The 20,143-nt window shown below is 60.4% G+C and carries 18 protein-coding genes; 8 read left to right on the top strand and 10 right to left on the bottom strand.

The features are described 5' to 3' along the window. Positions 1-8: 8 nt before the first annotated feature. A complete protein-coding gene (locus AOA59_RS23095; RefSeq protein ID WP_099489182.1) occupies positions 9-392 on the bottom strand; it encodes a response regulator in 384 nt (127 codons plus the stop codon). Further along, the gene (locus AOA59_RS23090; RefSeq protein WP_099489181.1) at positions 389-1,720 is read right to left on the bottom strand and encodes a HAMP domain-containing sensor histidine kinase; all 1,332 of its coding nucleotides are present in this window, start codon (positions 1,718-1,720) and stop codon (positions 389-391) included. Before AOA59_RS23090 ends, AOA59_RS23095 begins: the two co-directional genes overlap by 4 nt. A gap of 456 nt (positions 1,721-2,176) precedes the next feature. Here AOA59_RS23090 and AOA59_RS23085 point away from each other — a divergent pair, with 456 nt between their 5' ends. The 5 genes from AOA59_RS23085 to xylB are packed head-to-tail and all read left to right on the top strand — an operon-like array spanning position 2,177 to position 8,127. Next, on the top strand, positions 2,177-3,709 hold the full coding sequence (locus AOA59_RS23085; RefSeq protein ID WP_099489180.1) for a sugar ABC transporter ATP-binding protein: 1,533 nt from the start codon (positions 2,177-2,179) through the stop codon (positions 3,707-3,709). Then, complete coding sequence (locus AOA59_RS23080; protein ID WP_017135608.1) at positions 3,702-4,679, top strand: sugar ABC transporter permease; 978 nt, start codon at positions 3,702-3,704, stop codon at positions 4,677-4,679. Before AOA59_RS23085 ends, AOA59_RS23080 begins: the two co-directional genes overlap by 8 nt. 33 nt (positions 4,680-4,712) lie before the next feature. Beyond that, positions 4,713-5,645 carry an ABC transporter substrate-binding protein gene (locus tag AOA59_RS23075; protein ID WP_099489179.1) on the top strand — a complete coding sequence of 311 codons (933 nt, stop codon included), beginning with the start codon at positions 4,713-4,715 and terminating at the stop codon, positions 5,643-5,645. A gap of 18 nt (positions 5,646-5,663) precedes the next feature. After that, complete coding sequence (locus AOA59_RS23070; protein ID WP_099489178.1) at positions 5,664-6,665, top strand: LacI family DNA-binding transcriptional regulator; 1,002 nt, start codon at positions 5,664-5,666, stop codon at positions 6,663-6,665. Between the two features lie 7 nt (positions 6,666-6,672). Then, a complete protein-coding gene (xylB, locus tag AOA59_RS23065; protein WP_099489177.1) occupies positions 6,673-8,127 on the top strand; it encodes a xylulokinase in 1,455 nt (484 codons plus the stop codon). Between the two features lie 233 nt (positions 8,128-8,360). On the opposite strand, the gene AOA59_RS23055 is transcribed toward xylB, so the two are convergent. The 3 genes from AOA59_RS23055 to AOA59_RS23045 all read right to left on the bottom strand — a co-directional run bounded on the left by AOA59_RS23055 (position 8,361) and on the right by AOA59_RS23045 (position 10,525). Continuing rightward, on the bottom strand, positions 8,361-8,819 hold the full coding sequence (locus AOA59_RS23055) for a transposase (RefSeq protein ID WP_099489176.1): 459 nt from the start codon (positions 8,817-8,819) through the stop codon (positions 8,361-8,363). 306 nt (positions 8,820-9,125) lie between these two features. Beyond that, entirely contained in the window at positions 9,126-9,983 is an 858-nt protein-coding gene (locus AOA59_RS23050; RefSeq protein ID WP_099489175.1) for an NmrA family NAD(P)-binding protein, read from the bottom strand. Positions 9,984-10,084: 101 nt separating this feature from the next. Next, positions 10,085-10,525: an Lrp/AsnC family transcriptional regulator gene (locus AOA59_RS23045; protein WP_065930060.1), complete on the bottom strand. Its 441-nt coding sequence runs from the start codon at positions 10,523-10,525 to the stop codon at positions 10,085-10,087. Positions 10,526-10,634: 109 nt separating this feature from the next. On the opposite strand from AOA59_RS23045, the gene AOA59_RS23040 reads away from it, so the two are divergent. Then, positions 10,635-11,540, top strand: coding sequence for a DMT family transporter (locus AOA59_RS23040; RefSeq protein ID WP_099489174.1), 906 nt, complete (start codon positions 10,635-10,637; stop codon positions 11,538-11,540). On the opposite strand, the gene AOA59_RS23035 is transcribed toward AOA59_RS23040, so the two are convergent. Beyond that, complete coding sequence (locus AOA59_RS23035; RefSeq protein ID WP_065930058.1) at positions 11,518-13,497, bottom strand: U32 family peptidase; 1,980 nt, start codon at positions 13,495-13,497, stop codon at positions 11,518-11,520. The genes AOA59_RS23040 and AOA59_RS23035 overlap by 23 nt on opposite strands. A gap of 195 nt (positions 13,498-13,692) precedes the next feature. After that, positions 13,693-14,073, bottom strand: coding sequence for a RidA family protein (locus tag AOA59_RS23030; RefSeq protein ID WP_099489173.1), 381 nt, complete (start codon positions 14,071-14,073; stop codon positions 13,693-13,695). A gap of 150 nt (positions 14,074-14,223) precedes the next feature. Here AOA59_RS23030 and AOA59_RS23025 point away from each other — a divergent pair, with 150 nt between their 5' ends. After that, positions 14,224-15,021, top strand: a complete 798-nt coding sequence (locus AOA59_RS23025; protein ID WP_099489172.1) for a hypothetical protein — start codon at positions 14,224-14,226, stop codon at positions 15,019-15,021. 73 nt (positions 15,022-15,094) lie between these two features. Here AOA59_RS23025 and AOA59_RS23020 read toward each other — a convergent pair whose 3' ends face one another. Then, positions 15,095-16,417, bottom strand: coding sequence for an OprD family porin (locus AOA59_RS23020; protein WP_065930055.1), 1,323 nt, complete (start codon positions 16,415-16,417; stop codon positions 15,095-15,097). Between the two features lie 471 nt (positions 16,418-16,888). Then, positions 16,889-17,758 (bottom strand): oxaloacetate decarboxylase, encoded by an 870-nt coding sequence (locus AOA59_RS23015; RefSeq protein ID WP_065930054.1) that lies wholly within the window; start codon positions 17,756-17,758, stop codon positions 16,889-16,891. Positions 17,759-18,037: 279 nt separating this feature from the next. Here AOA59_RS23015 and AOA59_RS23010 point away from each other — a divergent pair, with 279 nt between their 5' ends. Continuing rightward, positions 18,038-18,979, top strand: a complete 942-nt coding sequence (locus AOA59_RS23010) for a cupin (protein WP_099489171.1) — start codon at positions 18,038-18,040, stop codon at positions 18,977-18,979. A gap of 112 nt (positions 18,980-19,091) precedes the next feature. Here the strand turns inward: AOA59_RS23010 and AOA59_RS23005 are convergent, their stop codons facing one another. Beyond that, positions 19,092-19,988 carry a LysR family transcriptional regulator gene (locus AOA59_RS23005; RefSeq protein WP_099489170.1) on the bottom strand — a complete coding sequence of 299 codons (897 nt, stop codon included), beginning with the start codon at positions 19,986-19,988 and terminating at the stop codon, positions 19,092-19,094. Between the last annotated feature and the right edge of the window lie 155 nt (positions 19,989-20,143).

Genomic DNA, 20,143 nt, shown 5'->3' with positions numbered 1-20,143 from the left:
GAGAGGACTCATGCAGAGGGTGTGGTGTGTGGGGGCAGCAGGGTGGCGATCACGCGGTACAGCTCTTTGTAGCTCAGGGGCTTGCTGACATACGCGTCGCAGCCGGCCTGGCGGGTTTTTTCGCAGTCTTCCTTCATGGCCATGGCGGTCAGGGCGATCACCGGGATGTGCGCGGTGTGGGGGTCTTGTTTGAGCACGCGCGTTGCCGCCAGGCCGTCCATGCCGGGCAATTGGATATCCATCAGGATCAGCGCCGGTTGCTGTTCGCGGGCCAGGGTCAGGCCGGTTTCGGCGTCGGCGGCCCACAGCACGTTGTACCCGGCATTGACCAGTAACAGCCGCGCCAGGCGCATGTTCGCCTCGTTGTCTTCGACGATCAGGATGTCGGTCATTCGCTGGCCTCCCTGGCGCGATGCAATGGCAACCACACCACAAAGCGTGCGCCCAGGTCGGGTTGGCTGGCCACCGCCACGCTGCCGCCCTGCAATTCGGTCAACTGCTTGACCATGGCCAGGCCCAGGCCAGTGCCTTCGAATTTGCGCGCCAGGCTGCTGTCGATCTGGCTGAAGGCCTTGAACAGTTTGCCCATGTTGTCCACGGCAATGCCGATACCGGTATCGCTGACGCTCAATTCAAGGAACTGCTGCTGCACACTGGGTGACAGGGCGAAGCTGTGCACGGGCCAGTCGCCGGCAATCCGCCCGACTTGATCGCGGCTGACTTCACGCACGGTCAGGGTCACGCAGCTGCCGTGCGCGCTGAACTTCACCGCATTGGCCAGCAGGTTGTAGATGATCTGCTTGGTCTTGCGCACGTCCAGCGCCAGGGTGCCGAAGTCACCCGGGCTGTCCAGTTTCAGTTGGATGCGTTGCAGGGCGGCTTTTTCGCGCACGATCAACAAACTGTTGGCCAGCAAGCCTGCGAGTTCAACCGGTTCCAGTTCCAGGTCCATCATCCCGGCCTCGACTTTGGACAGGTCGAGAATGTCGTTGATCAGCGACAGCAAGTGCTGGCCACTGGTGAAAATATCGCCGATGTATTCGCGCTGGACATCACTCATGTCGCCCACCAGGCCGTCCTTGAGCGCCTCGGAAAAGCCGATTACCGCGTTCAGCGGGGTGCGCAATTCATGGGACATGGTCGCGAGGAACTCGGACTTCATATGGTTGGCGTGTTCCAGCTCCAGGTTTTTTTCTTCCAGCGCGCGTTCAAAGCCCTGGCGCTCGAGTTCTTCCTGCTTGCGCGCAGTGTTGTCGGTGCCGATCAACAGGTAGCCGATGATCGTATCGTGGCGATTGCGCAAGGCAGTGACCGAGACCATGGCCGACAGGCGACTGCCGTCCTTGCGGATATAGGTCAGCTCGTAGATGTCTTCGATGCCCCGCGAGGCCTTGAATACCAGGGCTTCGAAGCCTGGGGTGATGGGCGTGTCGAGTTCCTGGCTGAGGGCGGCGGCGCGGGTGATCAACTCGGCGGGGTCGGAGATGTCGGCGGGAGTAATGCGGTTGACCACGTCACCGGCGGCATAGCCGAGCATGCGTTCAGCGCCGACGTTGAAGATCTGGATCACGCCTTTTTCGTCAGTGGCGATGCTGGAGAAATACGCGCTGTTAAAGATGGCGTCTTGCAGCGCGCCGGTCTTGAGCAGGGTTTTCTGGCGTTTGAATTCGACGATCTTTTCTGCGCGCGATTGCGGCGGGTCGGGTAAGGCTGAGTCCATCGCTTGGCTTCCGTGACATTCAGGTCCGACACCGGTGCGGCGGTGTCGCAGAGCATGCTCACAGAAGATCGCGTTGAAGCGATGAGGAGGAGATGAGGTCTTTGGACAATAGCAGAGATTATGGCGATTCAAAGGCTGAAAGCGTCCCTCCGGAAACTTTCTGCCTTCAAACGGATAGATCAACGCGCCGTGGCCAACGTCTGCACCCTTGGGATCCCCGATGTGAACAACAACGCTTGCATTGGCGGTCAGAGCGGGCAGGGCGGAAGGCTTATTCCGGGGGGCTTTAAAATTCATTGCATCTGGACGCGCCTGGCATGCATTTCAGCGTTTTGCGCATGATGAAACGTTTAATCAAACCAAAAAATGCTCACGCAAGCGCTTGCGCGCGCAAATGCATCTGGCATAGAGTCGGCAACACTCGATTACAAAAATAATAAATCCAGGAGCTCATCCATGAGCCTTGAACCCTTGCTTGAGATGCAGGGCATCAGCAAAACCTTCAACGGTTTGCGCGTGCTCAAGAATGTCGGCCTGAAGGTTTACCCCGGTGAAATCCATGCCTTGATGGGTGAGAACGGCGCCGGCAAGTCGACCTTGATGAAAATCCTCTCCGGCGCTTACCAGGCCGACCCCGGCGGCGAAATCCGCATCGACGGCCAGCCCGTCGCCACCTTTGACCCCGCCACTGCCAAGACCCTCGGCATCGCCGTGATCTACCAGGAACTGAGTCTGTGCCCGAACCTCAGCGTGGCCGAAAACATCTACCTGGGCCGTGAACTGCGGCGTGGTTGGACCATCGACCGCAAGGGCATGCAAGAAGGCTGCATCGAAGTGCTGCAACGCCGGGGCGCCGAGTTCAAACCCGCCACGCCCGTCAGCAGCCTGTCGATTGCCGAGCGCCAATTGGTCGAAATCGCCCGCGCCCTGCATGCCCATGCACGCATCCTGGTGATGGACGAGCCGACCACGCCGCTGTCATCGCGTGAAACCGACCGCCTGTTTGCCTTGATCAAACAACTGCGCAGCCAGGGCCTGGCGATCATCTATATCAGCCACCGCATGGCCGAGATCTACGAGTTGTCGGACCGGGTCTCGGTGCTGCGCGACGGCCAGTACATCGGCGAACTGACCCGCGATGCGTTGTCGGCCGAGGTGCTGGTAAAAATGATGGTCGGCCGTGACCTGTCAGGTTTCTACAAGAAGGAACATGCCGCCTACAACCCCGGCAACGTGGTGATGCGCGTGCGCGATATGGCTGACGGCAAACGCGTGCGCAATTGCAGCTTCGACCTGCACGCCGGTGAGGTATTGGGCATTGCCGGGCTGGTCGGGGCAGGGCGCACCGAACTGGCACGCCTGATTTTCGGCGCCGACCCGCGCACTTCCGGCACCCTGGAAGTGGTCGGCAAGAGCGTCACTCAACTGCGAAACCCGGCGGATGCGATTCGCGCAGGGGTCGTGTACCTCACCGAAGACCGCAAGGCTCAAGGCCTGTTCCTGGACATGAGCGTGGCCGACAACATCAACGTGTGCGCCTGTGTGCCGGATGCGCATGCCGGTGGCGTGCTCGACCGTGGGCACGCGGCGCAACGTGCCCATGATGCGATCAGGTCGCTGTCGATTCGCGTGGCGTCGGGCAAGGTCAATGTTGGCGCGCTGTCCGGTGGCAATCAGCAAAAGGTGCTGTTGGCGCGGCTGCTGGAGGTCAAGCCGCACGTGCTGATCCTCGACGAACCCACCCGTGGCGTGGACATCGGCTCCAAGTCCGAGATCTACCGCATCATCAATCAATTGGCGCTGGCCGGTGTGGGCATTGTGGTGATCTCCAGCGAGCTGCCGGAAATCATCGGCACCTGCGACCGTGTGCTGATCATGCGCGAAGGCCAGTTAGTGGCCGAAGTCGGCGGGGCTTCGGGCCACGTCATTTCCCAGGAACGAATTATCGACCTCGCCACTGGTGGCGATCAGGTGGCTGCCCATGGCTGATTCAATGATTGCAACAACCGGCAAGGCCGAACGCGTGCGTGAGCTGATGCGCACCGTCGGCATGCTGCCCGTGCTGGTCTTGCTGCTGGTGGGCTTTGCCCTGGCCAGCGAAAACTTCCTGACGGTGCAGAACCTGTCGATCATCACCCAGCAAGCCTCGGTGAATGTGGTGCTGGCGGCGGGCATGACCTTTGTGATCCTGACGGCGGGTATTGACCTGTCGGTGGGCGCGATTCTGGCGGCGTCTGCGGTGGTGGCCTTGCAGGCATCGATGTCGCCGCAGTTCGGCATGTTCGGGATTGCGGCGGGCATTGGTTTCGGTCTGTTGCTGGGCCTGGTCAACGGCGGGCTGATCGCCTTCATGCGGCTGCCGCCGTTTATCGTCACCCTGGGGGCGCTGACTGCCATGCGTGGTTTGGCGCGTTTGCTGGCCGATGACAAAACCGTGTTCAACCCCGACCTGCCGTTTGCGTTTATCGGCAATGACTCCGTGCTCGGCGTGCCGTGGCTGGTGATCATCGCCGTGGCCGTGGTGCTGCTGTCGTGGTTCATATTGCGCCGCACCGTGATGGGCGTGCAGATCTATTCGGTGGGCGGCAACCCGGAAGCGGCGCGGCTGTCGGGCATCAAGGTGTGGAAAGTGCTGCTGTTTGTGTATGCCATGTCCGGCGCACTGGCCGGGCTTGGCGCGGTGATGAGCGCCTCGCGCCTGTTCGCCGCCAACGGCCTGCAACTGGGGCAATCCTATGAGCTGGATGCGATTGCGGCGGTGATCCTGGGTGGCACCAGTTTTACCGGCGGCGTGGGCACCATCGGCGGCACGCTGATCGGCGCACTGATTATCGCGGTGCTCACCAACGGCCTGGTGCTGCTGGGGGTATCGGATATCTGGCAGTACATCATCAAGGGCATCGTGATCATCGGCGCAGTGGCGCTGGATCGCTATCGCCAGTCCGGCGCACGTACCTGATTCACCTCAACAACAATCACAAGAGAGACCGGTATGAACTTCAAACGTATCTTTCCCGTTATGGCCTTGGCTGCCCTGATGTCCCATGGCGTCGAAGCCCGCGAACTCAAAGCCCTGGGCATCAGCATGGGCTCGCTGGGCAACCCGTATTTCGTGACCCTGGCCGACGGCGCCGCCGCACGGGCCAAAGAGCTGAACCCCGCTGTGAAAGTTACATCGGTGTCGGCCGACTATGACTTGAGCAAGCAGTTTTCCCAGATCGACAACTTCATCTCATCCAAGGTTGACCTGATCCTGCTCAATGCCGTCGACCCATCGGCCATGGCCTCGGCGATCAAGAAAGCCAGGGATGCCGGCATTGTTGTGGTGGCGGTGGATGTGGACGCCAAAGGCGTGAATGCCACGGTGCAAACCGACAACGTCGAAGCAGGCAAGCTGGCCTGCCAGTACCTGGTGGACAAGCTGGCGGGCAAGGGCAATGTGATTATCCAGAACGGCCCGCAAGTGACCGCCGTGACCGACCGCGTCAAAGGTTGCAAGGCGGCATTGGCCGGTGCGCCGGATATCAAGGTGCTGTCCGATGACCAGGACGGCAAAGGCTCACGGGAAGGGGGCTTGAATGTGATGCAGGGTTACCTCACGCGCTTCCCGAAAATCGACGGCCTGTTCGCGATCAATGACCCGCAAGCCATCGGCAGCGACCTGGCGGCCAAACAGCTCAAGCGCAGCGGCATTATCATCACCTCGGTGGACGGTGCGCCGGATATCGAAAACGCGCTGAAGACCGACACCCAGATCCAGGCCTCTGCCAGCCAGGACCCCTGGGCAATGGCCCAGACTGCCGTCAACGTCGGCAATGACATTCTCAATGACAAAGCCCCGGCCGAAGCGGTTACCCTGCTCACGCCAAAACTGATCACCCGCGACAACGTTGCGACGTACAGCGGCTGGTCGAGCAAACATTGAGTTAAAGGGGAAAACGTCGTGGTCACCATGGATGACGTGGCAAGCCGGGCCGGGGTGTCCACCTCGACCGTGTCCCACGTGTTGAACGGCACCCGCAAGGTCAGCCCGGTCACGGTGCAGGCGGTGCAGCGCGCGATTCAGGCGTTGGGTTATATCCCCAACACCCTGGCGCGCTCGCTGGCGCGTTCGAGCACCAATACCATTGGCGTGGCGATCTCGGCGTTGTCCAACCATTACTTCAGTGAAACCGTGCAAGCGATTGAAACCGAGTGCGTCCGCCACGGCTACATGATGCTGTTTGCCGACCCGCACGACGACCCGGAGCAGGAGTTGCGGGTGGTCACGGCGCTGCATCACCGGCGGGTCGACGGGATTCTATTGGCGCCGTCGACCGGCTCCAGCGCGTTGGAATATCTGCAGGCCAACGAGATGCCGACGGTGCTGGTGGACCGCATGATGAGCGCGCAGTTTGATCAGGTCGGGGTGGAGAACACCGAATCCACCCAGGCGCTGGTCGCGCACTTGATTGAGCATGGGCACCGGCGCATCGGCTTTATTGCCGGGCGCGAAGGGCTGAGCACTACCGATGAACGCGTGGCCGGTTATCGTGCGGCGTTGCAGGCCGCGGGGTTGCTGTTCGACCCACAGTTATTGGTCAACGGCGGTTCCAACAGCGAGCCTGCGCGGCAAGCCACCGTGCAGTTGTTGGCGTTACCGGTGCCACCCACGGCAATCATGGCCGGCAATAACCTGATGACGCTGGGTGCCATGCACGCCCTGCGTGATGCGCGCATTGAGGTGCCAGGCCAGATGGCCCTGGTGGGGTTTGACGATTTTGACTGGGCGGATTTCTTCGTGCCACGCCTCACCCTGATTGCCCAGCCGGTCAAGGAACTGGGCGCCCGCGCGGTGCATATGCTGCTGCAACGCATGGCCACGCCCGGCGCCCCCACCCAAAGCGTGCGCCTGGCGCCGAGCCTGCGACGGCGTGACTCCTGTGGCTGTATTGAAGTGGAATAACTGACGTATGCGCAACCCTGTTTCCCTCGGCATAGACCTCGGCACTTCAGAGCTCAAGGCGATCCTGATGGACGTCGACGGCAGCGTACTGGCCCACGCCGGTGTGCGCCTGAATGTTTCACGGCGCCACAGCGGCTGGTCCGAGCAGGCCCCCGAAGCCTGGTGGCAGGCCTGTTTGCAGGCGCTGGCGCAGTTACGTGAGCACGCGGCGTTTGCGCGTGTGGCGTGCATCGGCCTGTCCGGGCAGATGCATGGCGCGGTGTTGCTGGGCAAAGATAATCGTGTGCTGTACCCGGCCATTCTTTGGGATGACGCGCGCGCAGTGGCCCAGGCCGAGCAACTGGGCAGCGGCTTTGCCGACACCACCGGCAGCCTGCCCATGGCCGGGCTCACGGCGCCCAAACTGCTGTGGTTGCAGCAGCACGAACCCGAAATATTCAAGGCGATTGAGTGTGTGCTGTCGCCCAAGGATTACCTGCGGTTATGCCTGACGGGCGAGCGCATCAGCGATATGTCGGATGCCGCCGGCACCCTGTGGCTGGACGTCGCGCAGCGTGAATGGTTTGCGCCGATGCTGCACGCCACCGGCCTGACGTTGGCCCACATGCCCAGGCTGGTGGAAGGTGGCGCGGCGGGTGGTGTACTGAATGTCAGCGGGTTGGGCCTGTTGCCCGAGGTGGTGATTGCCGGTGGTGGCGGCGATAACCCGGTGGCGGCGGTGGGTATCGGTGCGGTCAATGCCGGTGACGGCTTTATCACCCTGGGCACCAGCGCGGCCATCGTCGCCATCACCGACCACGCCGCCGGCACCCCCGCCAGTGCCGTGCACAGTTTCTGCCACGCCTTGCCCAACCGCTGGTACACCATGGGCGCCATGCTCGCCGGGGCCAGTTGTCTGCGCTGGGTGACGCGCTTGACCGGCCAGCCGGATGAACAAGCATTGCTGGATCAGGTGCAGGCGCAGTTGCCCATCGAGCAGCCGGTGCCGCTGTCGACGCCGTTGTTTCTGCCGTACCTGGCCGGTGAACGCACGCCGCACAACGACCCGTTATTGCGCGGTGGGTTTATGAACCTGGGGCATGACTGCACCCCTGCGATGCTCGGTTATGCCGTGATGGAGGGCGTGGGTTTCGGCCTGCTCGATGCGCTGCGTGCGGTGCAATCGACCGGTGCCGACGTGACCGCCTGCGCCTTGGTCGGCGGCGGGGCCCGCAGTGAGTATTGGGCGCAGTTGCTGGCCAACATTCTGCAGCGGGAGATCTTCACGCTGCACGGCAGTGAACTGAGCGCGTGCGTGGGGGCGGCGAAGTTGGGGTTTATGGCGATCGGCATCGACCTGTTGGCGGCGGGGATGAAGGTGAAGATGCGCTACAGGCCGGATGCTCGGCAACAAACGACGCTGAAGGCCCGGTATTGCAAATTCCAAGGCTTGCTGACTGCTGCAAAAGCGCTGCACGACTAACACTGCGAACACAGCTCTTTGTTGCCAGCAGGCTTGTTGTAGTGAGCAGGCTTGTTGTGGCGAGCAGGCTTGCCCTGCGTTGGGGCGCGAAGCGGCCCCTATACCTGAAGACGCAATACACCTGGAAATACGCGGTGGCTGGCTTGGGGCTGCTGCGCAGCCCAGCGCAGGGCAAGCCTGCTCGCCACAGGGAGCCTGTTTGCTGGAACAGGTCGGTGCATCCTGTAAGCTTTTTATAACCAGGCCGCATCCCATAGCGGGTAATCACCAATGTGCTCGACCAGCCCGGTTCGCAGAGGGTTGGCGATGATATAGCGGGCCATTTTCAGAACATCTTCATCGGCTCGGACGGCGCGGTCATGGTAACCACGCTGCCAGAACCGTTCTCGGCTGCTTCGGGCTCGATTGATACTGAGCGTGCTGCGTGACTTGGTCTGGCGCATCACATCGCGCAGTGTTGAGTTGTTCAGGTCGAACAACCAATGAAAATGATCCGGCATCACCACCCACGCCAGTGAGTTGACCAGGCCCGCTTCATGAGTTCGTTTAAATTCTGCGACCAACAAACGGCCCAGCTGAAAATCCCGAAACAAGGGCAGACGCTGATGCACCACGGCAGTGACCAAATATGCTCGACCATTTTCTGAATAGCGGCCACGACGTAACAGATGGGAATTGGGTTGAGGACACACTCCGTTGTTCCTTGCATGAATAAGAGACTTTGACGCTAGCAGCGCAATCGCCCCAGCCCGGCACATTTGCGTGTCCCGATATGTCTACGCCCATCTCCCTGTGTTGAATCGTCCTCCGGTGGTGAGCGGGCTTGTTGTGGCGAGCAGGCTTGCCCTGCGTTGGGGCGCGAAGCGGCCCCTATACCTGACGACGCAATACACCTGGAAATACGCGGTGGCTGTTTTGGGGCTGCTGCGCAGCCCAGCGCAGGGCAAGCCTGCTCGCCACAACAAGCCTGTTTGCCACAGGGAGTCTGTTTGCAACACTCAGCGGGTGTTGTCGGCCAGTTCGCGCAGCACCGTCAGCAACGATGTTTGCCCTTTAAGCACCTGCTCCTGCTCAAAACAGATCCAACCTTCATTGAACCCATCGACCATGCGCATACGTGGCAAGGGGTTCTGGGCGCCCTGGGCACGCAACAAGGCTTCCCACGTCTCACGCGCCACCGCTTCAGCGTGCACGTCGCGGTCGAGTACCTGCGACAAGCCCTGGGCGATGTCGTTGGGGCTGACCCACTGGCCCTCCAGTTCAACCACCCGATGGCCGGCCCACGCCTGTTGCAGCAGCTGCGCGGCGAGGGTGCCGATATCTGCGGTGGCGATCATCGGCACGGCTTTGTCCAAAGGTTGCAGGAAGCTGTGGATCACACCGGTTTCCCGCGCGGCAATCAGGTCGTACAGCGCGTTTTCCATAAACCAGGCGGGCCGCAGAAAGGTCACCGGCATGTCCAGCGAGCTCAGGGCTTGTTCCATCAGGGTGCGTTGGGTCAGCAGGTTGACCTCGGCGGCCTGGGCGCCGATGGTCGACAGGCACAGCACCTTTTTCGGCGTGGCCGCCTGCAGCGCCTGGCTGACGGCGGCAATCACCGCACGGGCTTCGGGAAAACCCGGCTGCGGATCAAACCCGGGAGGCGGCAGGATAAACACGCCGGTTGCGCCCTTGAACGCCTCGGTTAATGCCGGTGCGTCATCCATTTGCGCAAACACCACGTCGCAACCTTGATCGGCCCAGTAGGCCGCCTTGCCGGCATCGCGCATCACCGCGCGCACCGGTTGGCCTGCCTTGATGAGGTTGCGCGCCAGGGCGCCGCCGACTTTGCCTGTAATGCCTGTTATCACGTACATGAGCTTTATACCTGTGGGTTCCAATCAGTGGAGCCCAGCATAAAGATCGGCCAGTGATGACAGAATAGCGATTGCGTCACTGCGTTAGTGACGCGAAATCACTAATCACCCAAGGGCGGCAAACGGCGTTTTACCGGGGTTTTCTTGACGATGGCCGTATTGGTTTCGGCATAAGCGTTGAGACGGTCGAGCAGGCTGTCGAGCTGGTCCATGGTGCGCACATGCAGGCGTGCGATAAAGCAGTCATCGCCGGTGACTTTGTCGCACTCGGTGAACTCGGGGATCGCTTGGATCTGGCGCTCCACCTCCTGCAATTTGCCCGGCAAGGGGCGGATGCGCACGATGGCTTGCAGCAGGTAGCCAAAATGCCTGGGGTCGATATCCACCGTGTAGTGGGTCAACACGCCGCGCTCTTCAAGGCGCCGCAAGCGTTCGCCGACGCTGGGCGATGACAACCCGGTAATGCCCGCCAAGGCCTTGAGCGACAGGCGCGAGTCATCCATCAAGGCGCTGATCAGTTGCTGGTCGATGGTGTCAATCATGCTGTCTGCCTAATAACAAAAGGTGAATAGAGTTTTTTGCCTTTTTATGTCGCTGGAGCCCTTAAGCAGCAGATTGCCATAATTGTGGCTCACTTGAGGAGCTTTCATCGTGGACACATCTATCCGTCGCGGGTCGTGGGAAATGGTCGCCGCCATGCTGATCTCGGGCAGCATTGGCTGGTTTGTATGGGTCTCGGGTGTATCGGTGATCGAGGTGGTGTTCTGGCGCTGCGTGATCGGCGCAGTGGCCTTGTTGCTGGTCTGCGCATTGCTGGGTTATCTGCGCCTGGAACTGCTCACCAGGGCCAAGTTCGGCCTGGCGATGCTCAGTGGCGTGGCCATCGTCGGCAATTGGCTGCTGTTGTTCGAATCCTATTCCCACGCGTCCATTGCCATCAGCACGGCGGTGTACAACGTGCAGCCGTTTATGTTGGTGATGCTGGCTGCAGTATTTCTAGGTGAGAAAATCACCGTGCAGAAACTGGCGTGGTTGAGCATCGCGTTTCTCGGCATGTTGGCGATTGTCACCGCCCATGGCGAGCAGCAAAGCGGTGGCGCCGATTACCTGGCGGGGATTGCCCTGGCCCTGGGCGCGGCGTTTTTGTATGCGGTTGCCGCGCTGATCATCAAGCGCCTCAAGGAAGTGCCGCCGCATCTGATGGCGTTGATCCAGGTGACAACCGGCGCATTACTGCTGGCGCCGTTGGTGCCCTGGAACAGCCTGCCGACAGCGCCAACTGCCTGGGCCGCGCTGGTCACGCTGGGGGTGGTGCACACCGGTTTGATGTACGTGTTGTTGTACGGTGCGATCCAGAAACTGCCCACTGCCATCACCGGGGCACTGTCGTTTATCTATCCAATCGCGGCGATTGTCGTCGACTGGATTGCGTTCGGCCATCGCCTGGGCTGGCTGCAATGGCTGGGCGTGGCCGCAATCCTGCTGGCGGCAGCGGGGTTGCAGCGGGGCTGGTGGTGGCCCCGCGTCCCAAGGGCTAGTGCGTACCCTGAAAGATGATGTTTTCCGGGTTGAAATGCTCCACCTTACTGCCCGGCTGCGGCAACCCAAGGATATGCCCCTTGATCTTGCCCACCACGTGCATCTCGCATGGCTTGCAGTCGAACTTGAGGGTCAGCACTTCGTCGCCGTGAATCAACTGCATCGGCGCCACCTTGGTTTTCACGCCGGTCACACCCTTGGCCTGTTTAGGGCACAGGTTGAACGAGAAACGCAGGCAGTGTTTGGTGATCATCACCGGCACTTCGCCGGTTTCTTCGTGGGCTTCGAAGGCGGCGTCGATCAGCTTGACGCCGTGACGGTGGTAGAAGTCGCGGGCCTTCTGGTTGTAGACGTTGGCCAGGAACGACAGGTGCGCTTCCGGGTACACCGGCGGCGGCGAGGTTTCCGCTTTACGCCCGCCACGCGGGTGCGCGGCAACGCGTGCGGCAGTCAATGCCTCGATCACCTCACGGCGCAAGGCCTTGAGTTGCGAGTTGGGGACGAAGAACGCCTGCGGTGCATCCAGCTCGATGTGCGTGGCGTGGTACTCGGTGGTGCCGAGTTGGCCAAGCAGATCGCGCAGGGTGTCGAGCGCCTGTTCCGGCTTGTTGGCCACGCCAAACGGGCCGGGCAGGGTGACGCTGGCGTTGATGCCTTCTTCGCTGGTGGCGGTGACTTCAAGCTGGTCTTCACGCAGGCGTGCCACCCAGGCCAGGCCGATGCGGCGCTCGGCGGAGGTTTTGAGCAGCGCTTGTTGCCAGTTATGGTCGAGGTTGCGGTTCAGCGGATGGTTCGGGCGCAGCTGATGCAGGCCGGCCGGCATTTCATTTGGCTCAACGCGGTAGCGATAGCGCTTCTGGCCATCTTCCTCAAACTCGCCCTTGGCTTCGGCGATGTTGGCACGGAAACCCACAACCTCGCGCTTGACCAGCACATTGAGGCCATCGCCATTGGACAGCGGCTCATGGGTGACCACCTGCAGGTCACGCTTGCCGGCTTTTTCCACTACTCCCACCGGCAGGCCGGTAAAGGTCGGGGTATCGAAAGCGCCGATGTCGACCTTGCGGTCGGTGACGAAATAGTCGGTGCTGCCCCGGTGGAAGGTTTTCTCCGGGTCGGGCAGGAAGAAATGCGCAGTACGGCCGCTGGAGGCGCGGGCCAGGTCCGGGCGATCTTCAAGCACGTCGTCAAGGCGCTGGCGGTAATAGGCGGTGATGTTTTTCACATAGCCCATGTCCTTGTAGCGCCCTTCGATCTTGAACGAACGCACGCCGGCTTCGACCAGGGCGCGGATGTTGGCGCTCTGGTTGTTGTCTTTCATCGACAGCAGGTGCTTTTCAAAGGCCACGACGCGGCCCTGGTCATCTTTCAATGTGTAGGGCAGGCGGCAGGCCTGGGAGCAGTCGCCACGGTTGGCGCTGCGGCCATTTTGCGCATGGGAGATGTTGCACTGCCCGGAGAACGCCACACACAGCGCACCGTGGATGAAGAACTCGACGGCCGCGTCGGTCTCGTCGGCGATGGCGCGGATCTCTTGCAGGTTCAGCTCACGGGCCAATACCAACTGCGAAAAACCGGCCTGGTCGAGAAATTTGGCGCGGGCCAGGGTGCGAATATCGGTCTGGGTGCTGGCGTGCAGCTCGATGGGCGGAATATCCAGCTCCATCACGCCCAGGTCTTGCACGATCAAGGCATCGACACCGGCGTCGTACAACTGATGGATCAGCTTGCGCGCAGGCTCCAGCTCGTTGTCATGCAGGATGGTGTTGATGGTGGTGAACACACGGGCGTGGTAACGGCGGGCGAATTCGACCAGTTGAGCGATATCGCTCACCTCGTTGCACGCATTATGGCGTGCGCCGAAGCTTGGGCCGCCGATGTAGATGGCGTCGGCGCCATGCAAGATAGCCTCGCGTGCAATGGCGACATCACGGGCCGGGCTGAGCAATTCCAGGTGGTGCTTGGGCAAGGACATAGTTTTTTTAGTCAGGCTTGTCACGGTTGAGGCGCGCATTGTAGCTGTGAAATGCCTGACCGGCATCTACCGCAGGGCTGCCATGTGGTAGCCGGCTTGCTTGCGATGTGGGCAACTCGGTCCATCAGGCACACCGAGGTGATGCCATCGCAGGCAAGCCAGCTCCCACAGTGGATGGGTGTTGTGGCTTGGAACTCAGGCTTTGGCTGCCATCGCGGTGACTTCCACGCGCATGCCTTCTACCGCCAACGCAGCAACGCCAACGGCTGCACGCACAGGCCAGGGCTTGGCGAAAAAGCGCTTGTAGACGTCGTTGAATGCCGCACGATCAGCCATGTCGGTGAGGTAGATGGTCAGGTGCATCACCCGGTCCATGGAGCTGCCGGCTTTCTCCAGCGCGACCTTCAGCGCTTGCAGGGTGCATTCGCTTTGCAGGGTGATATCGCCCAGTTCCAGGCTGCCGTCGGCGTGGGTCGGAATTTGGGTGGAGACCAGGATGCCATTGAAACCGATGACGTCGCTGGAGATGGAATTGGCATCCGGGTCGGGGGTGAAGGACAGGTCGTGGTTGGCCATGGGCGCCTCATAAAAAATTGGAACGAATGTTGGTGCGCAGTTTAAACACAGGGGGCGGCAAGGTCACGGCGTCCGTTACGGTGGTCGCTCACAACGTTGATAGGTAAGCTGGTGGGCTAAACAACGCTAAGTAAAGGGTAAGCACACCTGATGGCAAAAGAACTGATGACGGAGGCAGTGTGTTGGGACATGGACGCGAAGGTGTCAGCCCGCTTTGCCCATAGCGACAGAGCACTTTTTTATTTTTGCGAATGTTGCCTCGAAGAAGTTGTGGCTTCAATTTCGCAAAGGGATAACTTTTTTTTCAAAGCCCTGAATTCACATAAGCCAGGCTGCGCGCACGAAAAGGAAAAAACTCAAGCGTCCGACGTTCCTGTGCAACTCACTCCAAGACCTGCCCATATAGCGCCGCCGTTGATTCCCAGTCATCTGGGCAAACTGGCCAAACGACGTAAAAGCGCCAAACCTTCGCAGGCGCAAATGCAAGCGTTGGTAGCGCAAGTGAGTGAGGCGCCTGCCATGCACCCGGGCACCCTGGCCGAGGTGGTTGACGCATGGTCCGCGATGTCAGTGAGTCAACGTCACCAAGCGCCGTTATCGATCGCTGGGCGGCAACTGGCTTACTTCGACGCTTTCGCTCAGATGAACGCCTCCCAAAAGAACATTGCGTTACTGGAATGTGATCAAAAGGTCATTTATGCCCAAGCGACTGCCACTGTCCTGGACAAGGCCATCCTGGTCGTGACGTGGCTTAAGTTCGAGACAGCCAATAAGCCCGTGCCCATCCGGGTGAAAATCAAACCCACTGACCCTGTGGCCGAAGGATGGACCAGTGGCCAGCACGTGAGATTATTCCTCCACGGTCCTGTTCCTGCGCTTAATGCTCAGCAGACTTACTTTGAAATGCAGCCGTCGACCGATTACAGCGGGTTCATTGTCAGGCCCTGAGACGTTCTAAAACGCGCGGCATAGCGCCTGAATGCGCGGGCCACGAAACCATAGGCCCGCGCAACCAAGCCACTTACAACAGGGTAAACGGGTAGTCGACGATCACCCGCAGTTCATTCAACTTGCCATCGCGTTGGTCAGCGTTGGATGAAACCATGGCGTCACGCACGCGAAACGACAGGTTTTTCGCCGGGCCGCTTTGCAGCACGTATTTGGCTTCGACATCGGTCTCGTGGTGGTCGCCGTCGGCGCCGTAGTCGCCGGCATAGGCGCTGTTGGTCGGGGTGTGAGTACCGTTGATATCCGAGCCGTTGACGTAACGGGTCATGAAGCTCAAACCCGGTACGCCGTAGCTGGCCATGTTCAGGTCATAACGCACGCCCCACGACTGTTCGCCCGGCCCGTTGAAGTCGCCCCATTGGATCGAGTTGGCCAGGAACACCGAGTCGCCGCCTTCGCCCGCGCCGTTGTTGCCGGTGCCGATGTAGTCGAACGGCGTGTCGCCGTGGACTTTCTGGAACGACAGCGTCAGGGTATGCGCCGCCAGGAACGAGTAGGCCGCCGCCACCGAGTAGGTGGTGTTGTTGATGGCCCCGGCCTTGGCGCTGCCGGTGTCGAGGGTGCGGTACAGGTTGCCGTCCAGCGCCAGTGACTGGTCATGCCCCAGCGCGATCACGTAGTTGAGGTTGGTGTAGTACTGGCGCCAGATGTCCTCCAGCTCGCCGGCATACAGGGTCGCGCTCAACGACGGGGTGAAAGTGTATTTGCCGCCGACAAAACTTGCGCTGTTGGCCGCCACGTTGGCGTAGGTCGCGTAGATATCGTGGTCATGGTTGCTGGTCATGCCACTGTTGGTGCTGGTGAAGTGCCCGGCTTCCAGGTCCAGGCCGGCGATTTCGCTGCTGGTCAGGTCAAAGCCGGTGGCGGTCTGCGGCAAAATACGCGTACCGCCGGTGGCGAATACCGGCGCGGTGGGTTGCATGTCACCGAATTTGAGCTGGGTCTTGGAGACCTTGATCTTTACCGCAGCGCCCACCGAACCGTAGCCATTTTCCGGGTCGCCATTGCGGTTGGTCGGCAATTCACCGGTGCCGGCATCGGCATGGGTGGCGTCGAGTTTCATCGCGCCGTAGGCGTAGGCATCCACACCAAAGCCGATGGTGCCCTGGGTAAAGCCCGAGGCGTAGTTGAGCATCGCGCCTTGAGTCCAGTCGCGGTTGTCGGCCTTGCCACTTTGGCGGTCGCGGTCGAAGTAATAGTTGCGCAACAACCCGGTAATGCTACTGCCGTCGATAAAACCTTTGGAATCGGCTTGGTCGCTGACCGACTCGGCGAGGGCCGCTTGGCTGATACTGGCGCACACCGCCAGCGTTAACAGGCTCCACTGTTTGATCATGTTGTTACTTCCCCGGAATAATTAACGCGTTCACAGAAACACCGCATGCTTGGAGTGCGCTTAAGGTTGTATGGCAGATGTTTCAGGTAAGCGTAATGCTGTTTTTATTGTGCTCGACGTGGTTGTCGAAGCTGATTTTTATCACATTTTTCGAGGGTTGCAGCGGTGGCGGGGATTAAACTGGATTAATTAAACTTCACCTCGTTTAATTTTTTAAAGGTGTAGCGTTGATGGGGTCTTAGCCGCTCTGCTTCGACAAAAACCTTTGGTTTGCCGCCGCAGGCTCTGCGGCGGATTTTTTTATTAAGTTAAACGCACTTATATAAAAATTCATCATCGCCATCGCTTTATCAATCATGGCTATATAAGTGTGCTGAATTTAATTCGGGTGTGTAACAACACTGTTGCATGTGCCTGGCTGCGGTCAGAGGTGGGAGCAAGCCCCTCCCGCCTAAAACCGATCTGCATCAATTACTCTTTTACATCCATAAACTCTTCAGCCCAGGCCACATAGCTTTCCGGCAATGTGTAGGTATGGGTCAGCTCCGTAGCGCTGAGGTTGGAGGTGCTGCCGGTCAGCTTGCGCTGGGCACGCAGGCTGTCGTAAGTGGCTTTGATCGACGCAAAGTAGGCGCCGTGGCCGGCCACCACAATGCGCACGCCCAGGGCCGCCAGGCGCTCGCTGTCATTGAGCTGCGGGTTGCCGTAGGTCACCAGCATCAACGGCACCGTCAGGTTGGCGGCGATCTGCTCAAGGTGGTCGAAGTCTTTGACTCCAACCATGCAGATGCCGTCCGCGCCGGCTTTCTCGTAGGCCTTGGTGCGTGCGATGACATCTTCGGTGGGCAGCACGCCGGCATTGGTGCGCGCAATGATCGACAGTTCAGGGTCGACACGCGCTTCCAGCGCCGCCTTGACTTTGCCGATGCCTTCCTCGACGGAAATCAAGTCGGTGGACTTGCGCCCGAACTGCGCCGGCAACAGCGTGTCTTCAATGGTCAGCGCGGCCACACCGGCACGCTCAAGTTCTTCGACCGTGCGCATCACGTTCAGCGCATTGCCGTAACCGTGGTCGGCGTCGGCAATAAACGGCAGTTGGGCGACGCGGCCGATGCGGGTGGCCTGTTCAACGAACTCACTCAGTGTGATCAACGCAAAATCGGGGGCCGCCAGTACCTGCAACGAGGCGACCGAACCACCGAGGATGCCGACTTCAAAACCCAGGTCGGCGGCGATGCGCGCGGACATGGGGTCGAAGACGGAGGCGGTTTCAACGCAGATGTGTTTTGCAAGCAGTTCACGGAAGTTGCGGCGCAACGCTGAGTGAGAAATCTTTGGCATGTTCTTTCCTGGCTTTGGTCATCGTCATGTGACGATCAATGTCTATTCGTGGTGGCGCCAAGATTACCACGCAGAGGAACCGGGGATTATGACGTTTGAGCATGAGATAACGCCGAACATATGGATCATCGGTTCACGCTCAGGCGCTGGACAGACCGATTGCACCGTCGCAGGGCGGAGCCGCCCCATCCTGCACAACTGCTGTGCCGACACAGTGCTTAATCCCTGCAGACGCACTGCCTATAGTGGATTCAAACCCGCCCAAGCCTGAGGTGATTGATGAACCGCGAATTCAAACCCGACCTGACCGATGCAGTGCCAAACGAGCAAGTGGACGCCGAGTACTTCGAATACAGCAAGGCGGCCAACCCGATCAGTGCCAACCTGATTACCCGCATTCCCTACCACAGCTTCCCGGCCTCGCTGTACGACAGCGGCGCCTCGCGGGTGGTCGCGCTGGACCTCAGGGACGCGTTGGGCTGTGAAGGCCCGGCGACCGGGCCGGGGTTGTGTGCCAACTTTATTCGCTTGAACGCCGGTGATGCCCTGGACCTGCACCCCAATGCGACCTCACAGGTGTTTTATGTCATCGCAGGCGAGGGCCGGGTGGTGCAGGGCGAGCATGATATCCCATGGTCCAGCGGTTGCTTTATCGCGCTGCCTGGCCTGCAGCCCGCGCGTTTCAGTGCGTCACAGGATGCACGCCTGTACTACGTGCATGACGAACCGCTGTTGCGCTACCTGGGCGTGACGCGCAGCGCTGATCGCTTCGTGCCGACGCTGTATCCCGCCGCGCTGGCCAACCAGAAGCTGCGGGAAGCGGCGGATGATCCCCGCGCCCAGGACCGCAGCCGCATCAGCATTTTGCTCGGCAACCGCAATTTCCCCCAGACCCGAACGGTCACGCATGTGCTTTGGGCCATGTACGGCATTCTGCCGGCGGGCTCGATCCAGAAGCCGCACCGGCACCAGTCGATTGCGCTGGATTTCATCATCGACTGCCCCAAGGGCTGTTATTCACTGGTGGGCACGGAGCTGGACGCCGACGGTCAGATCCGCAACCCGGTGCGGGTGGACTGGTCGCCGGGCCTGGCGTTCGTAACGCCACCGGGCTATTGGCATGCGCATTTCAACGAATCGGACACCGAGGCATTCCTGATCCCGATCCAGGACGCCGGGCTGCAAACCTACCTGCGGGCCCTGGATATCCGCTTCAGCTGACAGTACTCGGTCAAAATGTGGGAGCTGGCTGGCCTGCGATTGCATCAACTCGGTCTGCCTGATGTACCGAGCTGCTTGCATCGCAGGCCAGCCAGCTCCCACAGGTTTTGTCTTATTTCCAATACGGCGTTTCGCCCAGCTGTTCGACGACAAAGTCAATAAAACAGCGGACCTTGGACGACACGATGCGCTTGGGCGGGTAGACAAACCACACCGCGAACGCCTGTTCAGCCCCCAGGATGTTCCAGTGCGGCAACCAGGCCTGTAGCTCGCCCGCCTCAAGGCTTTTGCTCACCAGCCAATCCGGCAGCAAGGCAAAGCCCAGGCCTTGGCGCGCAGCGAGCAGTTGCGCGTCCAGGTCGTTGATACGGATACAGTCGCCGTATACCAGCGGCAGGACTTCACCACCGGCCTCGAAGGCAACATCATGGAGGCTCAAGATGGCGGGCAGGCTGGCCAGGTCTGCCGGTGTCGCTGGGGCCGCGTACTGCTCACAAAACGCTGGGCTGGCCACCAACAGGTACTTCCCCCCGCAGATCTTGCGCGCCTTGAGCGTGGAGTCGGGCAGGGCGCCAATCCGAATGGCCAGGTCTACGCCTGAATGAATCAGGTTGACCTGGGCGTTATCCAGTACCAACTCCAGCTTGATTTGCGGGTAGCGCGCCAGGAAAACGTTCAACACCGGCAGGATGTGGTGACGGGCAAACGCTGGCGGTAAATTAAGCTTGAGCACCCCACGGGGTTGCTGGTTGAGCGCCGAGGTCGCCGCCTTGGCTTGCTCAAGCTCATCCAGTACACGGCGGGCGTGCAGCAGAAACGTCTGGCCGCCTTCGGTCAGATGCAGCGTGCGTGTCGAGCGGTTGAAAAGGGCGATGCCCAAATCCTGCTCAAGATCCTTCACGTAGCGCGAGACCGTGGATGCCTTGATGCCCAGTCGCTCAGCCGCCCGGGAGAAGTTATTGCCTTCGGCGGCCTCGACAAAGGCGGTCAGCGCAGCGAAATAATCCAAGTGCCGCCTCGGTGATCAGCGTGGGTGAGCGCTCAGGTTACCGGCTGTGGTCAGGCACCGCCACGGGCACGGGGCCCGATTGTTGAGCCTCCTTGTGATTTTGTTCATGGGCAAAAATAAAGATTGAGTATTCACATCAAATGTTATTTTAATAA

The sequence above is a fragment of the Pseudomonas sp. 2822-15 genome, from assembly GCF_002742515.1.
GTDB classification, from domain to species: domain Bacteria; phylum Pseudomonadota; class Gammaproteobacteria; order Pseudomonadales; family Pseudomonadaceae; genus Aquipseudomonas; species Aquipseudomonas salomonii.
Note: the sequence above shows the minus strand (reverse complement) of the source record. Positions and strands in the feature narration are given on the sequence as shown.

What these genes read in the sequence shown, in the direction of transcription:
- AOA59_RS23090 (WP_099489181.1), bottom strand. Translation starts at nt 1,720, where the DNA reads ATGGACTCAGCCTTACCCGACCCGCCGCAATCGCGCGCAGAAAAGATC.
- AOA59_RS23080 (WP_017135608.1), top strand. Translation starts at nt 3,702, where the DNA reads ATGGCTGATTCAATGATTGCAACAACCGGCAAGGCCGAACGCGTGCGT.
- AOA59_RS23025 (WP_099489172.1), top strand. Translation starts at nt 14,224, where the DNA reads ATGGCAAAAGAACTGATGACGGAGGCAGTGTGTTGGGACATGGACGCG.
- AOA59_RS23010 (WP_099489171.1), top strand. Translation starts at nt 18,038, where the DNA reads ATGAACCGCGAATTCAAACCCGACCTGACCGATGCAGTGCCAAACGAG.
- AOA59_RS23075 (WP_099489179.1), top strand. Translation starts at nt 4,713, where the DNA reads ATGAACTTCAAACGTATCTTTCCCGTTATGGCCTTGGCTGCCCTGATG.
- AOA59_RS23030 (WP_099489173.1), bottom strand. Translation starts at nt 14,073, where the DNA reads ATGGCCAACCACGACCTGTCCTTCACCCCCGACCCGGATGCCAATTCC.
- AOA59_RS23095 (WP_099489182.1), bottom strand. Translation starts at nt 392, where the DNA reads ATGACCGACATCCTGATCGTCGAAGACAACGAGGCGAACATGCGCCTG.
- AOA59_RS23035 (WP_065930058.1), bottom strand. Translation starts at nt 13,497, where the DNA reads ATGTCCTTGCCCAAGCACCACCTGGAATTGCTCAGCCCGGCCCGTGAT.
- AOA59_RS23085 (WP_099489180.1), top strand. Translation starts at nt 2,177, where the DNA reads ATGAGCCTTGAACCCTTGCTTGAGATGCAGGGCATCAGCAAAACCTTC.
- xylB (WP_099489177.1), top strand. Translation starts at nt 6,673, where the DNA reads ATGCGCAACCCTGTTTCCCTCGGCATAGACCTCGGCACTTCAGAGCTC.
- AOA59_RS23045 (WP_065930060.1), bottom strand. Translation starts at nt 10,525, where the DNA reads ATGATTGACACCATCGACCAGCAACTGATCAGCGCCTTGATGGATGAC.
- AOA59_RS23050 (WP_099489175.1), bottom strand. Translation starts at nt 9,983, where the DNA reads ATGTACGTGATAACAGGCATTACAGGCAAAGTCGGCGGCGCCCTGGCG.
- AOA59_RS23020 (WP_065930055.1), bottom strand. Translation starts at nt 16,417, where the DNA reads ATGATCAAACAGTGGAGCCTGTTAACGCTGGCGGTGTGCGCCAGTATC.
- AOA59_RS23015 (WP_065930054.1), bottom strand. Translation starts at nt 17,758, where the DNA reads ATGCCAAAGATTTCTCACTCAGCGTTGCGCCGCAACTTCCGTGAACTG.